Origin of the sequence: Streptomyces sp. WP-1, from assembly GCF_030450125.1 — a bacterium.
GTDB lineage: Bacteria > Actinomycetota > Actinomycetes > Streptomycetales > Streptomycetaceae > Streptomyces > Streptomyces incarnatus.
In genome coordinates this window covers 7,110,902-7,125,978 of record NZ_CP123923.1, presented here as the reverse complement: position 1 = coordinate 7,125,978, position 15,077 = coordinate 7,110,902, and the positions used below count along the sequence as shown (strand labels likewise).

Here is a 15,077-nt window from a genome sequence, read left to right as displayed (position 1 = left end):
CAGATCTTGCGGCGGCGGGACCGGGGGGTCAAGGACTGCGACAGGACCGGATTCCACCCGTACCGCGCCCTGGCCTGGACGGCACCGGATCAGACCGGCCGGGTGCGTCCCTGCCAGTAGGGGTCGCGCAGCCGTCGTTTGTAGAGCTTGCCGTTGGGGTCGCGGGGCAGTTCGGCGACGAAGTCGACGCTGCGGGGCCGCTTGAACCCGGCGAGCCGGTCCGCGCAGTGGCCGAGGATCGCCGCGGCCAGCTCCGGCCCGGGCTCGTGCCCGGGGGCCGGTTCCACGACGGCCTTGACCTCCTCGCCCCAGTCGTCGTGCGGGATCCCGAAGGCGGCGGCGTCGGCGACGGCGGGGTGGGCGAGCAGCACGGACTCGATCTCGGCCGGGTAGATGTTGACCCCGCCGGAGATGATCATGTCGATCTTGCGGTCGCGGAGGAACAGGCAGCCGTCCTCGTCCAGGTAGCCGAGATCGCCGACGGTGAAGAAGTCGCCGACGCGGTTCTTGCGGGTCTTGTCCGCGTCCTTGTGGTAGGCGAAGCCGCCGGTGTTCATCTTCATGTAGACGGTGCCCAGCCGGCCGGGCGGCAGCCGGTTGCCGTCGTCGTCGAGGACCGCGAGTTCGCTGATCGGCCAGGCCCTGCCGACCGTGCCGGGCTTCTTCAGCCAGTCCTCGGCGGTGGCGAAGGCGCCGCCGCCCTCGCTGGCCGCGTAGTACTCCTCCACGCACGTCCCCCACCAGTCGATCATGGCCCGCTTGACGTGCTCCGGGCAGGGCGCGGCGCCGTGGACGGCGTGCCGCATGCTGGAGACGTCGTAGCGGGCCCTGGTCTCCTCGGGGAGGGCCAGCAGCCGGTGGAACTGGGTCGGGACCATATGGGTGTGGGTGCACCGGTGGGTGTCGATCAGGCGCAGCATCTCCTCGGGGGTCCACCCGTCCATCACCACCAGCTGGTGGCCGATGTGCAGGGAGGCGCCCGCGAACTGGAGGACGGCCGTGTGGTAGAGCGGCGAGCAGACGAGGTGCACATTGCCGTCGTACGGCGTGATGCCGAAGATGCCGAGGAAGCCGCCCAGGTACGCCTCCTCGGGGGGCTTGCCGGGCAGCGGGCGGCGGATGCCGCGCGGGCGTCCGGTCGTACCGGAGGTGTAGTTCATGACCCAGCCGAGTTCGCGTCCGGTGGGCGCCGACTCCGGTTGTCCGTCGAGGAGTTGCGCGTACGGCCAAAAGCCCGGAGCGGTGCCGACCGCGTACCGTGCCTCCTGCGGAAGGCCGGCCTCGTCGGCGGCGGCGCGGGCGGGGTCGGCGTATCGCTCGTGCGCGATGAGCACCTTGGCGCCGGAGTCGGCGACGATCCAGGCGATCTCGGGGCCGACCAGATGGTGGTTGACCGGGACGAGGTACAAGCCGGCCTGGGTGGCGGCGAGGTAGGCGGTGAGGAACTCGACGCCGTTGGGGAGGACGACGGCGAAGGCGTCGCCGCGTTCCAGGCCCGCCGCGCGCAGCCCGTGGACCAGTTTGTCGGCGGCGGCGGCGAGGCGTCCGGCGCTCCACTGCGCGCCGTCGGGGGCGATCAGGACGGTGCGGCCGGGATCCTGGGCGGCCTGGGCCCAGAAGCCGATCGGGGGCGTCACCGGTGCGCTCATGATGTGCCGCTCCTTCGCGCGATGCGGTTGATCCGGTCCACGGCCCGCTCGAAGCCGCGGGTGAGGTCGTCCAGGACGGCCTGGACGGCACGTTCACTGGTCATCCGGCCGACGATCTGCCCGACGGGCGTGCCCAGCAGGGGTTCCACCTCGTGCCGCTGGATGCGGGAGACCGCCTCGGCGACCAGCAGTCCCTGGAGCGGCATGGGCAGCGGGCCGGGTCCCGCCGGGTCGTCCCAGGCGTCGGTCCAGGCGGTGCGCAGCTGGCGGGCGGGCTTTCCGGTCAGGGCGCGGGAGCGGACGGTGTCCCCGGACCCGGCGGCGAGCAGCTTGCGGGTCAGGGCGGGCGAGTGCAGCTCGGCCTCGGTGGTGGTCAGCCAGAGCGAGCCGAGCCAGACGCCCTGGGCGCCGAGGGCGAGGGCGGCGGCGATCTGCGCCCCGCTGCCGATGCCGCCGGCGGCCAGCACGGGCAGCGGGGCGACGGCCTCCACGACCTCCGGGGTGAGCACCATGGTGGCGATCTCCCCGGTGTGCCCGCCCGCCTCGTAGCCCTGGGCCACCACGAGGTCGATGCCCGCGTCCCGGTGCTTGCGGGCGTGCCGGGCGCTGCCCGCGAGCGCGGCGACGGGCACGCCCCGCTCATGGGCGCGGGCGACGACGTCGGCGGGCGGTGCGCCGAGCGCGTTGGCGAGCAGCCGGATCGGGTGGTCGAAGGCGACGTCCAGCTGGGCGCGGGCGACCTGTTCCATCCAGCCGGTGATCCGCCAGCCGGCCGTCTCGCCCTCGGGCAGTCCGGGGACCTGGTGCGCGGCGAGGGTGTCGCGCACGAACCGGCGGTGCTCCTCGGGGATCATCGCCTCGACGTCGGCCTCGGTGACGCCCTCCACCTTGCGGGCGGGCATGACGACGTCCAGGCCGTAGGGGCGGCCGTCGGTGTGCGCGTCGAGCCAGTCGAGGTCGCGTCCGAGGTCGTCGGGGGCGGTGTAGCGGACGGCGCCGAGCACGCCGAGGCCGCCGGCGCGGCTGATGGCCGCGGCGACGGCGGGGAACGGCGTGAAGCCGAAGACGGCGTGCTCGATGCCCAGTTGGTCGCTCAGCTCCGTCTGCATGGGCGCAGGATGCCGCACCGGCCCGCATGACGGAAGACCTTTTCTGACGTGCCGTCAGTTTCTGTCGTCAGCGGTCCTGTTCGAGCACCGCCATGGCCGCGTTGTGCCCGGGTACGCCGCTCACTCCTCCCCCGCGCACGGCTCCCGCCCCGCACAGCAGGACGCGCGGGTGCGGGGTCTCCACGCCCCAACGGCCGGTGCTCTCCTCGGAGTAGGGCCAGGACAGGGCGCGGTGGAAGATGTTGCCGCCGGGCAGCCGCAGGTCCCGTTCGAGGTCGAGCGGGGTCTTCGCCTCGATGCAGGGGCGGCCGTCGGCGTCGGTGGCCAGGCAGTCGGCGAGGGGTTCGGCGAGGTGGGCGTCCAGCTCGGCGAGGGTGGCGTCCAGCAGTTCCGCGCGGACGCCGTCGTTGTCCCGGTCGAAGAGGCGGGCCGGGGTGTGCAGGCCGAAGAGGGTGAGGGTCTGGTAGCCGCGCCCGGCGAGTTCGGGGCCGAGGACGGTGGGGTCGGTCAGGGAGTGGCAGTAGATCTCGGAGGGCGGCGCGGCGGGCAGCCGGCCGGCGGCGGCCTCGGCGTGGGCGGTGGCCAACTGGCCGTAGCCCTCGGCGATGTGGAAGGTGCCGGCGAACGCCTCGCGGGGGTCGGCGTCGGGGTCGCGGAGCTTCGGCAGCCGGGTGAGCAGCATGTTGACCTTGAGCTGGGCGCCCTCGGCGGGCTCGGGGGGTGTGTCCCCGGTGAGGGCGGCCAGCTCCTGCGGCGAGGCGTTGACGAGGACGTGCCGGGCGGCGGCGACGCCCTCGCCGTCGGCGGTGCGGTAGGTGACCTCGGCGCCGCTCCCGTCGCCGGTGACACGGACCGCCTCGTGCCCGGTGACGATCTCCGCGCCCGCCGAACGGGCCGCCGCCGCGAGGGCGTCGGTGAGGGCGCCCATGCCGCCCACGGGCACGTCCCAGGCGCCGGTGCCGCCGCCGATGACGTGGTAGAGGAAGCAGCGGTTCTGGGCCAGCGAGGGGTCGTGGGCGTCGGCGAAGGTGCCGATCAGGGCGTCGGTGAGGACCACGCCCCGGACCAGGTCGTCCTCGAAGTGCTTCTCGACGGCGGCACCGACCGGCTCCTCGAACAGGGTCCGCCAGGCGCTCTCGTCGTCGATACGGCGGCGCAGTTCGTCCCGGGTGGGCAGCGGCTCGGTGAGGGTCGGGAAGACGCGCTCGGCGACACGGCCGGTCATGCCGTAGAAGCGCTGCCAGGCGGCGTACTCGCGCTCGCCGCCGGTCAGCCGGGCGAAGGCGTCCCGGGTGCGGGCCTCGCCGCCGCCGACGAGGAGGCCGGTGGGGCGGCCCGCGCGTTCCACGGGGGTGTACGAGGAGATGGTGCGTGAGCGCACCCGGAAGTCGAGGCCGAGATCGGCGACGATCTTCTGCGGCAGCAGGCTGACCAGGTAGGAGTAGCGCGACAGCCTCGCCTCCACCCCGGCGAACGGCCGGCTGGACACGGCGGCCCCACCGGTGTGTCCGAGCCGTTCCAGCACCAGCACGGAGCGCCCGGCCCGGGCCAGATAGGCGGCGGCGACCAGACCGTTGTGGCCGGCCCCGACGATGACGGCGTCGTACGCGCGGGTTCCCTGGTTCACGGGCATGGTCCTTCGTAACACGGGGTGGTCCGGTGGGCCAGGGGGCGTCAGGGGACCTTGTGCGGGGCCGGGCACGCGGCGGGGCCGAGGCAGGAGACGGCGCGCAGGATGTGTCTCGGGGGGCGCTGCCGACGCAGGTGGGGTGGGATGCGGTGCGGCAGGGTGCCGGTGGTGTGCAGGCGGCGGGTGACGGTGGCGGGGGCCGGGCTGCCGTACAGGGCGTGGGTGTACGGGGGCAGCGCGGCGTGGGCGAGGGCCGCCGCCCGGCGCCGGAGCAGGTCGCGGGCCGGGATCGGCAGGGGGTGCACCGGTGGGCGGCGGAGGAAGGCGTCGATCTCCCGGGCCTCGGGTCCCGCCGCGAGGCGGGGGCGCATCTCCTACAAGTACGCGGCCGGTTCGGCGCGGTTCGCCGGGGCCTGTTCCGGGCCGAGGCCCACCAGGCGGGCGCTGACGCGGCGTTCGGCGATGTGACGGTCGGCCTGGGCGTCGGTGAGCGGGTAACCGGAGCGGCGCGGCACCTGGAGGTAGGTCGACCTCCGCGCAGTGCACCCGGAGCAGCAGCCCGGGTTCACCGACGCCGTGCCGCTCGCCGCTCTCGGGGGCGGTGGTGGTGAGCCGCCGGTGGCCGCCCCGGACCCGGGCACCGGAGTCTTCGGGGCCCGCGGCACGACCACGCTGATCGCCGGCAGCGGCTTCGTCGGCCGCGCCGTGGCCGCGCGACCGGCCGCCCGGGGTGACAACCCCGTCCTCGCCTCCCGCACCCCGCCGCCCGGGGTCACCGCGCCCTGGGTGCGGCTCGACGCCACCGACGCGGACGCCTGCGCCCAGGTGGTCGGTTCGGTGCGGCCGGACCGGCTCGTGCTGGTGCCCGGCCCCTCCGACGTGACCTGGTGCGAGGCCGACCCGGAGCGCGCGATCGCGCCGCACAGCGCCACGGCCCGCCATCTGACCGTGGCCGCGCGGGGCCGCCGTACCGTGCTGATCTCCACGGACAACGTCTTCGACGGCAGCGGCCCCGACAACGACGAGGCCACCCCGGCGGCTCCCGCGAACGTCTACGGCCGGGCCGAGCCGGCCGCCGAGCGGATGGTGGGCGCGGCCCCCGACGCCACCGTGCCGCGGGTGAGCCTGGTCTACGGCTGGGAGCCCGCGGACTCTGTCAAGTGGCTGAACTTCTTCGCCGCCCGCGCCCACTTGCTGAAAATTGCAGCAAGTTCTTGCCAGCCGGGTGGGCGACTGCTTGACTCACCAACCCGAGCGACGCGAGAAACGAGCCGACTGCCATGACCACCGAGACCGACGTCCTCGTCCTGGGCGGCGCGGGCGTGGACACCGTCGTCCACGTACCGGAGCTGCCGGTCCCCTACGCCGACAGCTACATGATCCGGCCGGGCATCGTGACCCGCGCCGGGCAGAGCGGAGACTTCGTCGCGCTCGGCGTGAGCGCCCTGGGCCTGCGCGCCCACCACATCGACCTGGTCGGCGCCGACCCGGAGGGCGACCTGGTGCGCGCGCTGCACCGGGACCGGGGCATCCCGCTCACCGATGTGCCCTCGCCCGCCGGCACCAAACGCGCGGTCAACCTGGTCGGCCCGGACGGGCGCCGGCTGTCCCTGTACGACGACACCCGCGCCCAGGAGTCCGACCGGCTGCCCGAGGACACCCTGCGCGCTCTCGCCGCGAGCAGCCGGCACGCGCACGTGGTCATCACCCACCCGTGCTCGTACGCCCTGCCGGTGCTGCGCGAGGCCGGGCTCACCGTCTCGACGGACCTGCACAACTGGGACGGCGCCAACCCGTACCACGAGCCCTTCGCGCTCGCCGCCGACCTGGTCTTCCTGTCCACCACGGCGCTGGCCGACCCGGAGCACACCATGCGCGACATCGCGGCGCGCGGCCGGGCCCGGATCGTCGTGGCCACCGCGGGCGCGGACGGCGCCCACCTGCTGGCCGACGGGGAGCTGACCCACGTGCCCGCCGTCGCCCCGCCGGAGCCCGTCGTGGACTCCAACGGCGCGGGCGACGCCTTCGCCGCCGCTTTCCTGCTGGGCTGGCTGGACGGCCTGGACCCGCTGCGCTGCGCCCGCTACGGCGCGATCGCGGGCGCCCACGCCTGCACCGTGCCCTCGACCCGCGCGGACGCCATCTCGCGGGACCGGCTCCTCGCCCGGGTCGCGGAGTCGGACGCGGACGAGCAGGCCGCCAAGGTGGGCGGATGAGCCCGGTCACGGGCCACCACGACGTGCTGGTGCTCGGCGGCGGCGTGGCGGGCTGTGTGCTCGCCGCGCGGCTCAGCGAGGACCCCACCCGCACGGTCTGCCTGGTGGAGGCCGGACCCGACCACGGAGCCGTCCCCTCGGACTGGCCGCGCTCGCTGCGTGACGCGCACGCCCTGCCCTACGGCCGACCCGCTCGCGGTCGCCGACGGCGCGGGCCGGGTGCACGGCGTGCCCGATCTGCGCGGCGCCGACGCCTCCGTGCTCCCCTCCGTTCTGTCCCCGCGGCCAACACCCGGCTCCCGGTGCTCGCCGCGGCCGAGCTGCTCGCCGACGCCCTGAAGGAGAAAGCCAGTTGACGACCGTATCCACCGATCCCGCCGCACGCGCCCCCGAGACGCGGCTGATCTACGGCTGCATGGGGCTCGGCGGCGGCTGGGACCGCACGCCGTACACCGCCGAGGACGTCGACCGGGCGCAGGCCGCCGTGGAGACCGCGCTGGAGTGCGGGATCACCGTGTTCGACCTCGCGGACATCTACCGGTTCGGCTCGTCGGAGGCCGTGTTCGGCGAGGTCCTGGCCCGGACGCCGGGGCTGCGGGAGCGGATCACCGTGCAGACCAAGTGCGGGATCCGGCTCGCCGAGGGGGACCGGCCGGGGTGGTACGACCTGCGCGGGGACTCGATCCTCCGGCGGGTCGAGGAGAGCCTCGCGCGACTGCGCACCGACGTGATCGACACCCTCATGCTGCACCGCCCCGACCCGCTGACCGGGCCCGACGAGATCGCCGCCGCCCTGCGTGAACTGCACCGGCAGGGGCTGGTGCGCCGCTTCGGCGTCTCCAACATGGGCGCCGCGCAGATCGCGCACCTCCAGTCCCGGCTGGAACTCCCGCTGGTGGCGAACCAGTTGGAGATGAGCCTGGCCCGGCGCGACTGGGTCGAGGCGGGGGTGCTGCTCAACACGCCGGCGGCCACGTCCAACGGGTTCCCCGAGGGCACTCTCGAAGCGTGCGTCGACCGGGGCATCCAGCTCCAGGCGTGGGGCGCCCTGGCCGGTGGCCGGTACACCGGGGACGCCGACTCCCCCACCGCCGGGCTGCTGCGCCGACTGGCCCGGAGCAAGGACACCACCCCCGAGACGGTCCTGCTGTGGTGGCTGGCCCGCCATCCCGCCGGGATCGTCCCGGTGATCGGCACCAGCCGCCCCGACCGGATCCGCGCCTGCCGGGACGCGGCACTGCGCGCACCGGACCTCACGCACGAGGAGTGGTACGAGCTGTGGATCACGGCACGGGAGACCCCACTGCCGTGACGAACCGGCCCGCAAGGGCCTCTCGCCCGCTCTTCCCCGCCGTACCGACCGACGGAGAACCGACCGCGACCGCGAGCACCGCCAGCGGCAGCGGCAGCGGCAGCGGCAGCGGCAGCGGCAGCGGCAGCGGCAGCGGCAGCGGCAGCGGCAGCGGCAAGCTGATCTATGTGGTGACCCGGGAGAACGTGGACGAGATACCACCGCTCGGAGTGCCGTAGTGCACGGGTGGACCACGGGTCAGGGGCGACGGCCGGGTCAGGCGCCGGGAAACAGCGGCGCGCCCGCCGTGAGGCCCCCGTCCAGGGTGAGGGTCTGGCCGGTGATGTACGACGCCCTGCCGGAGCCGAGGAAGATCACGGCGTCGGCCACCTCCTCCGGGGTGCCCGGCCGGCGCAGGGGCAGCACGGAGTTCACCGCCTCGCGCGTCCGGTCGTCCCCGGTGACCCGCTCGTACATCCCGGTCCGGGTGAATCCGGGGGCGACCGCGTTCACCCGGATGCCGTGCGCGGCGCCTTCGAGGGCGGCTGCCCTGGTGATGCCGATGACGGCGTGCTTGCTGCCGGCGTACACGGCGACCTCCGGGTAGCCCGTCCGGCCGTACACGCTGCTGACGTTCACGATGCTGCCGCCGCCGCGCTCCCGCATGGCGCGGAACTCGTGCTTCAGGCTGAGCAGGGTTCCCTTGACGTTGGTGTCGAAGGTGGCCGCGTAGTCGTCCTCGGTGACGGCGGTGATCGGGGCGGAGTGCCCCTCGGTACCGGCGTTGTTGAGGGCGACGTCGATCCGGCCGAAGCGGTCGACGGCCTGGTCGACGAGGTCGCGGACGTCGTCCTCCCGGCGCACATCGGCCTGGACGAACAGGGCCCGGCCGCCCAGCCCTTCGAGTTCCCCGGTGAGTTCCTTGCCGGGGTCCGGGTGCCGGCCGGAGACGACGACGTCGGCGCCCTGCCGCGCGTACGCGAGGGCGGTGGCCCGCCCGATTCCGCTGAGCGCGCCGGTGATGACGACCACGGGAGCTGACATGGGGTGAGTCCTCTCTCGGCCTCTCCGGGCCGCTCCGGACGGTGGACCGTGCGAAGCGTAGAAGCGCGTATGGGACAAAACACGCATACCTCGCGGCCGACGACCCGGACAGCGCACAGATGCGCCAAGAAAATCACACATACTGCCCTGATCGGGGACAGGGCGCGGCCTACGGCGGTGGCCGGGAAAAGCCGTTGGGCGGCCGGCCCGGCTCCGGCATGATCTGGTCCGTGGACACATATCTGGAGACCGAGCGCCTGGCCCTCCGCCGTTTCACGGCCGACGACGCCGACCTGCTGATCGAGCTGGACAGCGACCCGGCGGTGATGCGCTTTCTGAGCGGGGGCGAGGCGACCGCTCCGGAGATCGTCCGCGAACGCCAACTGCCGTCCGTCCTCGCCGGTTACGAGAGGTGGGACGGCGATCTCGGGCTGTTCGCCGCGTACGAGAAGGACGGCGGGGCGTTCATCGGCTGGTTCTGTCTGCGCCCCGAACCGGACGGCCCGCGCGACGAGACCGAACTCGGCTACCGGCTGCGGCAGGCCTCCTGGGGCAAGGGCTACGCCACCGAAGTCTCGGGGGCCCTGCTGCACAAGGGCTTCACCGAACTCGGGCTGCGGACGGTCTGGGGCGAGACGATGGCCATGAATCGCGGGTCACGCAATGTCATGGAGAAGCTCGGCATGACGCTCACCGACCGCATCCCCGCTTCCCCTGACATGCAGATGGTCGAGGGTGCCGAGCACGGGGGCGTGCGGTACGAGATCACCGGGGAGCAGTGGGCGCGACGCTGAACCGGCCGGCTAGCGCCGGACCCTCGGCATTCCCAGGCCGATCCAGGAGATGATCTCGCGCTGGATCTCGTTGTTGCCGCCGCCGAAGGTGAAGATGACGGCCGAGCGGTAGCCGCGTTCGAGTTCGCCGTGCAGGACGGCGCCTGCCGAGCCCTCCTTGAGGGGGCCCGCGGCGGCGGTGATCTCCATGAGGGCGGCATACGCGTCGCGGCGGGCCTCGGAGCCGTAGACCTTGACGGCAGATGCGTCCTGGGGGGTGAGGGTGCCGTCCTCGACGGCGGTGACCATCTGCCAGTTGAGGAGTTTGAGGGCTTCGAGGCGGGTGTGGCTGCGGGCGAGCAGCCGGCGCACCCAGCCGAGGTCGAGCACCCGGCGGCCGTCGGCGAGTCCGGTGCGTGCCGCCCAGTGCTGGACGTCGTGCAGGGCGCGGACGGCCATCGTGCCGTGCGCCGCGAGGGTGACGCGTTCATGGTTGAGCTGGTTGGTGATCAGCCGCCAGCCCTGGTTCTCGGCGCCGACGCGGCGGGCGACGGGGACCCGGATGTTCTCGTAGTAGCTGGCCGTGGTGTCGTGGGAGGCCAGGGTGTTGATGACGGTGCAGGAGTAGCCGGGGTCGCGGGTCGGCACCAGCAGCATGGTGATGCCCTGGTGCGGCGGGGCGTCCGGGTCGGTGCGCACGGCGAGCCACACCCAGTCCGCGGTGTCGCCGTTCGTCGTCCAGATCTTCTGTCCGTCGACGATGTACGTGTCCCCGTCGCGTACGGCCCTGGTCCGCAGCGCGGCGAGATCGGTGCCCGCCTCGGGCTCGCTGTAGCCGATCGCGAAGTCGATCTCACCGGAGAGGATGCGCGGGAGGAAGTACGCCTTCTGCTCCTCGGTGCCGAACTTCATGAGGGTCGGTCCGACCGTGTTCAGCGCCATCAGCGGCAGCGGTACGCCGGCCTGCGCGGCCTCGTCGAAGAAGATGAACTGCTCCATCGCCGACATGCCCCGGCCGCCGTACTCCTCGGGCCAGCCGACGCCGAGCCAGCCGTCGGTGCCGAGGGTGCGGATCGTGTCGCGGTAGAAGCGCTTGCGGGCGGCCGGGTCGGCGTACCGGGCGTAGGCGTTGTCCGGGACCAGGCGGGCGAAGTAGGCGCGCAGCTCGGCGCGCAGTCGCTGCTGCTCGGGCGTGTGGTCGAGGTGCACGGCGCCTCCAGGCTCCCCAAGGGCGGTCCTGACGGCGCACACCGTAGAACGTGTTCCAGAAATTGGGAAGCGTCAGGCCAGCGTCTCCAGGAAGTCGGCGCAGGCGTCGGCACAGGCCCGGCAGACCGCCGCGGTCGATTCGGCGCCCGGGTGCCCCTCGAAGGCGCGGGCGCCTTCGAGGCAGATCCGGCGGCACCAGTCCACCCGGCCCCGCAGCCCCTCCTCGTCCTGCCGGCCCTCCTCGGACAGCATCCGGCAAGTGGCGTCGCACACCTCGGCGCACATCATGCCCAGCCGGCGTGCCCGCTCCTGGCTCTCGGGGCCGCCCGGGTCGACCAGGCTGACCCGCACCGAGCAGGCGCGGGCACACTCCGTGCACGCCTGGGCGCAGCTGAAGCGATCCTCCAGGAACCGGTAGAGCTGCTGCGGGGAAGCCTGCTGGGTCACAGGGTGCGGGTTGCCCCGAGACTCCGGGACAAACCCCCGGGCCGCCACGCCTGCCAGGACCCTTTTATTCCATTTGTTCGATTCATCCGACTATCGGGGGGGTATCCCTCTCGTATGAACAACGCATCGATGCAGCTGGCCGCGGCGAGCGGCCTGATGAGCCTTGTGCTCTTCGTCGTGGCCGTCGGGCTGCTGGCACTGCTCGCCGGCGGCTTCTGGCTGACCTCGCGCGTCAGGTCCCAGGAGCCCGCTCGCCCACGTCCCGAGGAGCAGCCCAAGCTGCCACCGGAGGGCGCGATGCACGAGGTCCGGGAGAACCGGGACTACCAGGAGGTCCCCAGGATGCCCAAGGGCGGCCGTCCCCTCACCCCCTACGAGCTGAGCAACATGGACTCCAAGACCAGCGAGGACCAGAAGCGTCCGCGCTGGAGCGGCGGGTCCAGCGGGTCCTTCGGAGGCGGGGGGCTCGGCGCTCACTGAACCGACCGGTGACCCGGCCCGACTGATCGGTGACCCGGCGCAGAAGGACCCCGGCGGCTGCCGGGGTCCTTCTCCGTGCGCCTGAAGTCTCCCGCTCAGGGCCGGGTCAGCCGGCGATGCAGGTGTTCGAGGGCGTCCAGGAGGACCGTGCGGTGGTACCAGGCCAGCCAGGCCGCCGTGTCGGCGGCGAGCAGGCCGAGGGCCTCGGCCTGGGGGGAGGTCGGCCGGTGTCCGGCTTCGGGCCAGTGCACGGTGATCAGACCGGCGCAGCAGCCCGCGGAGGACAGGACCGGGACGCACTGCAGGGCCCGCGCGCCGCTCGCGAGCAGGGCGCGCCGGCCGTCCTCGGACAGCAGTTCCGCCGCGGCCACGTCGGGCATGCTCACCCGCCGCCCCCGGGTGCGGGCGACCGCCTCGGCCGTACCGTCGTCGCGGCCGCGTCCCAGGTGGTCGAGGTAGGCGTCCGTGCCGCCGTACCGGGCCTCCAGGGCGAGCGCGTTCACGGCGGGGTCGACGGACAGGACGTGACCGGCCGGGGCGCGGCCGATGGCGAGCGCCTCGCGCAGTACGGCGTCGATCATCCGCCCCCGGCAGCGGGGGTCGCGGTCGGTGCGGCCGAGGATGCGCAGCGGGGGCACGGGCAGTGGGCGGCGGCCGGGGAACCAGGCCGGGCCGTCCGGCGGGCGGGCCACCACGACGGCGGAGGCGAGGACTCGCAGCGGCACGTTGAACCGCTGGGAGGTCTCCCGCAGCACCCGGAAGGCGCCGCCGGTCTCGGGCAGCGCGTAGCGGGCCATGAGCATGCCCTGCGCCATGCCGATCACCGGGGCGGTGCGGACCCGGGCGCGCAGGGCGCGGACCTCCTGGTGCAGGTCCTCGTACGACGGCCGCAGGGGGTCGGCCATCGGTGAGCGCCAGGCGGGCAGCTCCTCCGCCTTGGCGGCGGCGCGGGCCAGTTCGCGCACGGCCTCGTCCAGGGTGGCGTACAGCCGCACGCCCTCCAGGCGGGCCAGGCGCACGGCCTCGCGGACGCCCGGCCGGGCCCGCACGATGATCAGGTCCGGGCGGCCGGTACGGACCCGGGTGGTCTCGCTGAGGGTGCGCAGCACGGCGGCGCCGCCCAGCTGTACGTGGGCCATGTCCAGGACGGGCCGCAGCCCGGCGCGGTCCGCCTGTTCCAGATGACCGCGCAGCTCCCGGGACCAGGCGTGGGCTCCGTGCGCGTCCAGGGTGCCCGACATGCGCAGCAGCAGCGCGCCCTCGGCGGGCAGGCCCTCCACGACGGAGGACTCGATCATCAGGGGGGCCGGTGCGCCCGGCCGCGGCGAGAAGGCTTTCATGGGTCACCCGGACAGGTCGGATGGGGGTCGGTGCGGCCGTGTCCCGGCCCTGAACCTGACCTCGGACCCCCACCTTGCACGGCGGACGCCCCGGTCTCAACCGGACGCGGCGGAGGCGCGCGGGGATTCGGGCCGTACGGGGACGGCGGACCTCAGCGGACGGGGCGGCGGACGGGGGAATCGCGGTGTGCCTGTTCCAGCGGGGAAGGGCGATGTCGCAGGTCGGGGGCGCGGGGGGGGGCGCCCCCGACGCAGAAGCCAGGGCAGGCGCGCGGTGCGTGAGCGAAGGCGCTCGGGGGGGGCGGTGTGGGGGGCCGTGCGCATCAGCCGACCGGTGCGGCGCGGGGCGGGCGGGCGGCCGGGTGGACCGCAGGGTGCCGCGCGGGCCGGGCCGTGCTGTCGCGGAGCCGGGAGGCCGGGTGGTGGACGGCGAGTCCCCCGGGCGTGGATCAGGTCGCAGGCGAACGGCGCCTCCTCTCCGCCGAGCCACAGGCCGGGACGGAAGCCGTCGCTCGCCCGGCAGGCGGCGGTGCGCATCGGGAAGGGGTCGGCAGCCGGTCCGGGGAACCGCCCGGGGCCGGGCGTCCAGCGGGTCGGCCGCGCGGGCGAGGCTGCCGGGCCCCATCAGGAGTCGTCGTCGCAGAAGGTCACGTAGGGGTTGTGGGCGTGCCGGACGGCCGGATCACGGCCCGGGGCAACGGAGTTGGCGGCGGGGCGCGGCGGGCGGGTGGCCGTGCACGGCCCGACGGGCGCGGCCGTCACCGGAGTTGTCCACGACGATGACCGGCGGCCGCTCGGGCAGCGCGGGCACGGGTGAGGGCGGCGACGGTGCCCGGTCGGTCCTCGTCGCCGGGGTCCGGGCGAACTCGGCCGGGAGCGGGCTCAGTTGGCGTGGGCCACCGCCGGTCGCACGGGCTGGTCCGCCGGTTCGCCCCGGTGACACCGCAGCAGTGTCAGACAGGCCGCCGCGACCTCGCCGGAGCCGATGCGCAGCAGCCGGGCGTCCGGGGTGGGGCCGTGTGGGTCGCCGGGTGGGCCGGGCCTCCACAGGGCCAGGTGGTCGGGGCTCGGGGGCGGCCCCCACAGGCGTGGGGAGACGGGGCCGAACAGGGTGACGGAGCGGGTGCCGTGGGCGTAGGCGAGATGGGCGAGGCCGGTGTCGCCGCAGAGCACCAGGGACGCCTCGGCCACCAGCGCGGACAGCTCGGCGAGGGGCATACCGCCGGCCCGTACGTCTTGGTGGTGCACACCGCTGCGTTCGGCGACCGCTCGGACGAGGGTCTCCTCCCCCGGTCCGCCGGTGAGCACCACCTGGTGTCCGGCGGCCCGCAGGCACCGCACGACGGCGGCGAACCGCTCGGCCGGCCAGCGGCGGGCGCCCGAGGCGGCACCGGGGTGCACGAGGACCGCGCCGGGCGCCGGGGAGGGCGCCGAGGGCGGGGGCAGGCGCAGGTCGCGGGGGTCGGCCGGGATGCCGTAGTGGGCCAGGAAGCCGCACCAGCGGTCCCGTTCGTGCGTCTGGGCGTGCCAGGGCGGGCCGTCCGGGCAGGCGTGGGCGAGCAGCCGGCGCGGGCGCAGGGCGGCGAGGGCGGCGCGGCTCTCGGGGCCGTTGCCGTGCAGGTCGATCGCCACGTCGGGCGGCGGGCCGGGCCAGTGGGTGAGCGTCGGTACCGCCCGGCCCGGCGCCTCGGCCGGGAACACGGCGTCCAACGCGCCGCTCTCCAGGGCCGGTTCGGCGAGCCCGGCGGGCTGTGCGAGCACGATCCGGTGCCCGGGGAACCCCCGGCGGATGCCGCGCAGCGCGGGCACCCCGGCCAGCAGATCGCCGAGGCCCAGGGCGCGCAGCACCAGGACGGTCGGGGGGAGGGAGGTGCGGGTCACGTGGTGTC

Annotated in this window: 15 protein-coding genes and 2 pseudogenes; 8 read left to right on the top strand and 9 right to left on the bottom strand. The window is 74.4% G+C overall.

Annotation, left to right across the window (positions count from 1 at the left end; genetic code table 11):
• Positions 1-89: 89 nt before the first annotated feature.
• From QHG49_RS31635 to QHG49_RS31620, 4 genes and pseudogenes are all read right to left on the bottom strand, one after another.
• Complete coding sequence (locus QHG49_RS31635; protein ID WP_159698652.1) at positions 90-1,649, bottom strand: acyl-CoA synthetase; 1,560 nt, start codon at positions 1,647-1,649, stop codon at positions 90-92.
• Positions 1,646-2,758 (bottom strand): nitronate monooxygenase, encoded by a 1,113-nt coding sequence (locus tag QHG49_RS31630; protein WP_301492228.1) that lies wholly within the window; start codon positions 2,756-2,758, stop codon positions 1,646-1,648. Before QHG49_RS31630 ends, QHG49_RS31635 begins: the two co-directional genes overlap by 4 nt.
• A gap of 67 nt (positions 2,759-2,825) precedes the next feature.
• Positions 2,826-4,391: an NAD(P)/FAD-dependent oxidoreductase gene (locus tag QHG49_RS31625; protein WP_301492226.1), complete on the bottom strand. Its 1,566-nt coding sequence runs from the start codon at positions 4,389-4,391 to the stop codon at positions 2,826-2,828.
• Positions 4,392-4,432: 41 nt separating this feature from the next.
• A pseudogene (locus tag QHG49_RS31620) lies at positions 4,433-5,039 on the bottom strand (oxygenase MpaB family protein); the annotation flags it as partial.
• Between QHG49_RS31620 and QHG49_RS31615 the strand changes: the two are divergent.
• The 6 genes and pseudogenes from QHG49_RS31615 to QHG49_RS31595 all read left to right on the top strand — a co-directional run bounded on the left by QHG49_RS31615 (position 4,929) and on the right by QHG49_RS31595 (position 8,134).
• Positions 4,929-5,672, top strand: coding sequence for a sugar nucleotide-binding protein (locus tag QHG49_RS31615; protein WP_370530593.1), 744 nt, complete (start codon positions 4,929-4,931; stop codon positions 5,670-5,672). The pseudogene QHG49_RS31620 and the gene QHG49_RS31615 sit on opposite strands and share 111 nt — an antisense overlap.
• Positions 5,669-6,604: an adenosine kinase gene (locus QHG49_RS31610; protein ID WP_301492224.1), complete on the top strand. Its 936-nt coding sequence runs from the start codon at positions 5,669-5,671 to the stop codon at positions 6,602-6,604. The genes QHG49_RS31615 and QHG49_RS31610 overlap by 4 nt, the downstream gene beginning before the upstream one ends.
• Positions 6,601-6,717 (top strand): annotated as a pseudogene (locus QHG49_RS34215) (lycopene cyclase family protein); the annotation flags it as partial. The gene QHG49_RS31610 and the pseudogene QHG49_RS34215, both read left to right, overlap by 4 nt.
• A gap of 46 nt (positions 6,718-6,763) precedes the next feature.
• Positions 6,764-6,943 carry a GMC oxidoreductase gene (locus tag QHG49_RS34210; RefSeq protein ID WP_370530592.1) on the top strand — a complete coding sequence of 60 codons (180 nt, stop codon included), beginning with the start codon at positions 6,764-6,766 and terminating at the stop codon, positions 6,941-6,943.
• A 13-nt stretch (positions 6,944-6,956) separates the two neighbouring features.
• Positions 6,957-7,916 (top strand): aldo/keto reductase family oxidoreductase, encoded by a 960-nt coding sequence (locus tag QHG49_RS31600; RefSeq protein WP_301492222.1) that lies wholly within the window; start codon positions 6,957-6,959, stop codon positions 7,914-7,916.
• Entirely contained in the window at positions 7,913-8,134 is a 222-nt protein-coding gene (locus QHG49_RS31595) for a hypothetical protein (protein ID WP_301492221.1), read from the top strand. The genes QHG49_RS31600 and QHG49_RS31595 overlap by 4 nt, the downstream gene beginning before the upstream one ends.
• Before the next feature lie 37 nt (positions 8,135-8,171).
• Here QHG49_RS31595 and QHG49_RS31590 read toward each other — a convergent pair whose 3' ends face one another.
• Positions 8,172-8,939: an SDR family NAD(P)-dependent oxidoreductase gene (locus QHG49_RS31590; RefSeq protein ID WP_159698670.1), complete on the bottom strand. Its 768-nt coding sequence runs from the start codon at positions 8,937-8,939 to the stop codon at positions 8,172-8,174.
• A 230-nt stretch (positions 8,940-9,169) separates the two neighbouring features.
• Between QHG49_RS31590 and QHG49_RS31585 the strand changes: the two genes are divergently transcribed.
• Positions 9,170-9,733 (top strand): GNAT family N-acetyltransferase, encoded by a 564-nt coding sequence (locus tag QHG49_RS31585; protein ID WP_301492220.1) that lies wholly within the window; start codon positions 9,170-9,172, stop codon positions 9,731-9,733.
• Between the two features lie 9 nt (positions 9,734-9,742).
• Here QHG49_RS31585 and QHG49_RS31580 read toward each other — a convergent pair whose 3' ends face one another.
• Both QHG49_RS31580 and QHG49_RS31575 read right to left on the bottom strand, forming a co-directional pair.
• Positions 9,743-10,921 (bottom strand): acyl-CoA dehydrogenase family protein, encoded by a 1,179-nt coding sequence (locus QHG49_RS31580; protein ID WP_301492219.1) that lies wholly within the window; start codon positions 10,919-10,921, stop codon positions 9,743-9,745.
• 72 nt (positions 10,922-10,993) lie between these two features.
• Complete coding sequence (locus QHG49_RS31575; protein WP_145489572.1) at positions 10,994-11,368, bottom strand: ferredoxin; 375 nt, start codon at positions 11,366-11,368, stop codon at positions 10,994-10,996.
• A gap of 114 nt (positions 11,369-11,482) precedes the next feature.
• Here QHG49_RS31575 and QHG49_RS31570 point away from each other — a divergent pair, with 114 nt between their 5' ends.
• Complete coding sequence (locus tag QHG49_RS31570) at positions 11,483-11,848, top strand: DUF6479 family protein (protein WP_236576204.1); 366 nt, start codon at positions 11,483-11,485, stop codon at positions 11,846-11,848.
• 95 nt (positions 11,849-11,943) lie between these two features.
• Here the strand turns inward: QHG49_RS31570 and QHG49_RS31565 are convergent, their stop codons facing one another.
• Together QHG49_RS31565 and QHG49_RS31560 are read right to left on the bottom strand one after the other, a co-directional pair.
• Entirely contained in the window at positions 11,944-13,188 is a 1,245-nt protein-coding gene (locus QHG49_RS31565; protein WP_301492218.1) for an ANTAR domain-containing protein, read from the bottom strand.
• Positions 13,189-14,070: 882 nt separating this feature from the next.
• Positions 14,071-15,069, bottom strand: coding sequence for a glycosyltransferase family 9 protein (locus QHG49_RS31560; RefSeq protein WP_301492217.1), 999 nt, complete (start codon positions 15,067-15,069; stop codon positions 14,071-14,073).
• Positions 15,070-15,077 lie beyond the last annotated feature (8 nt).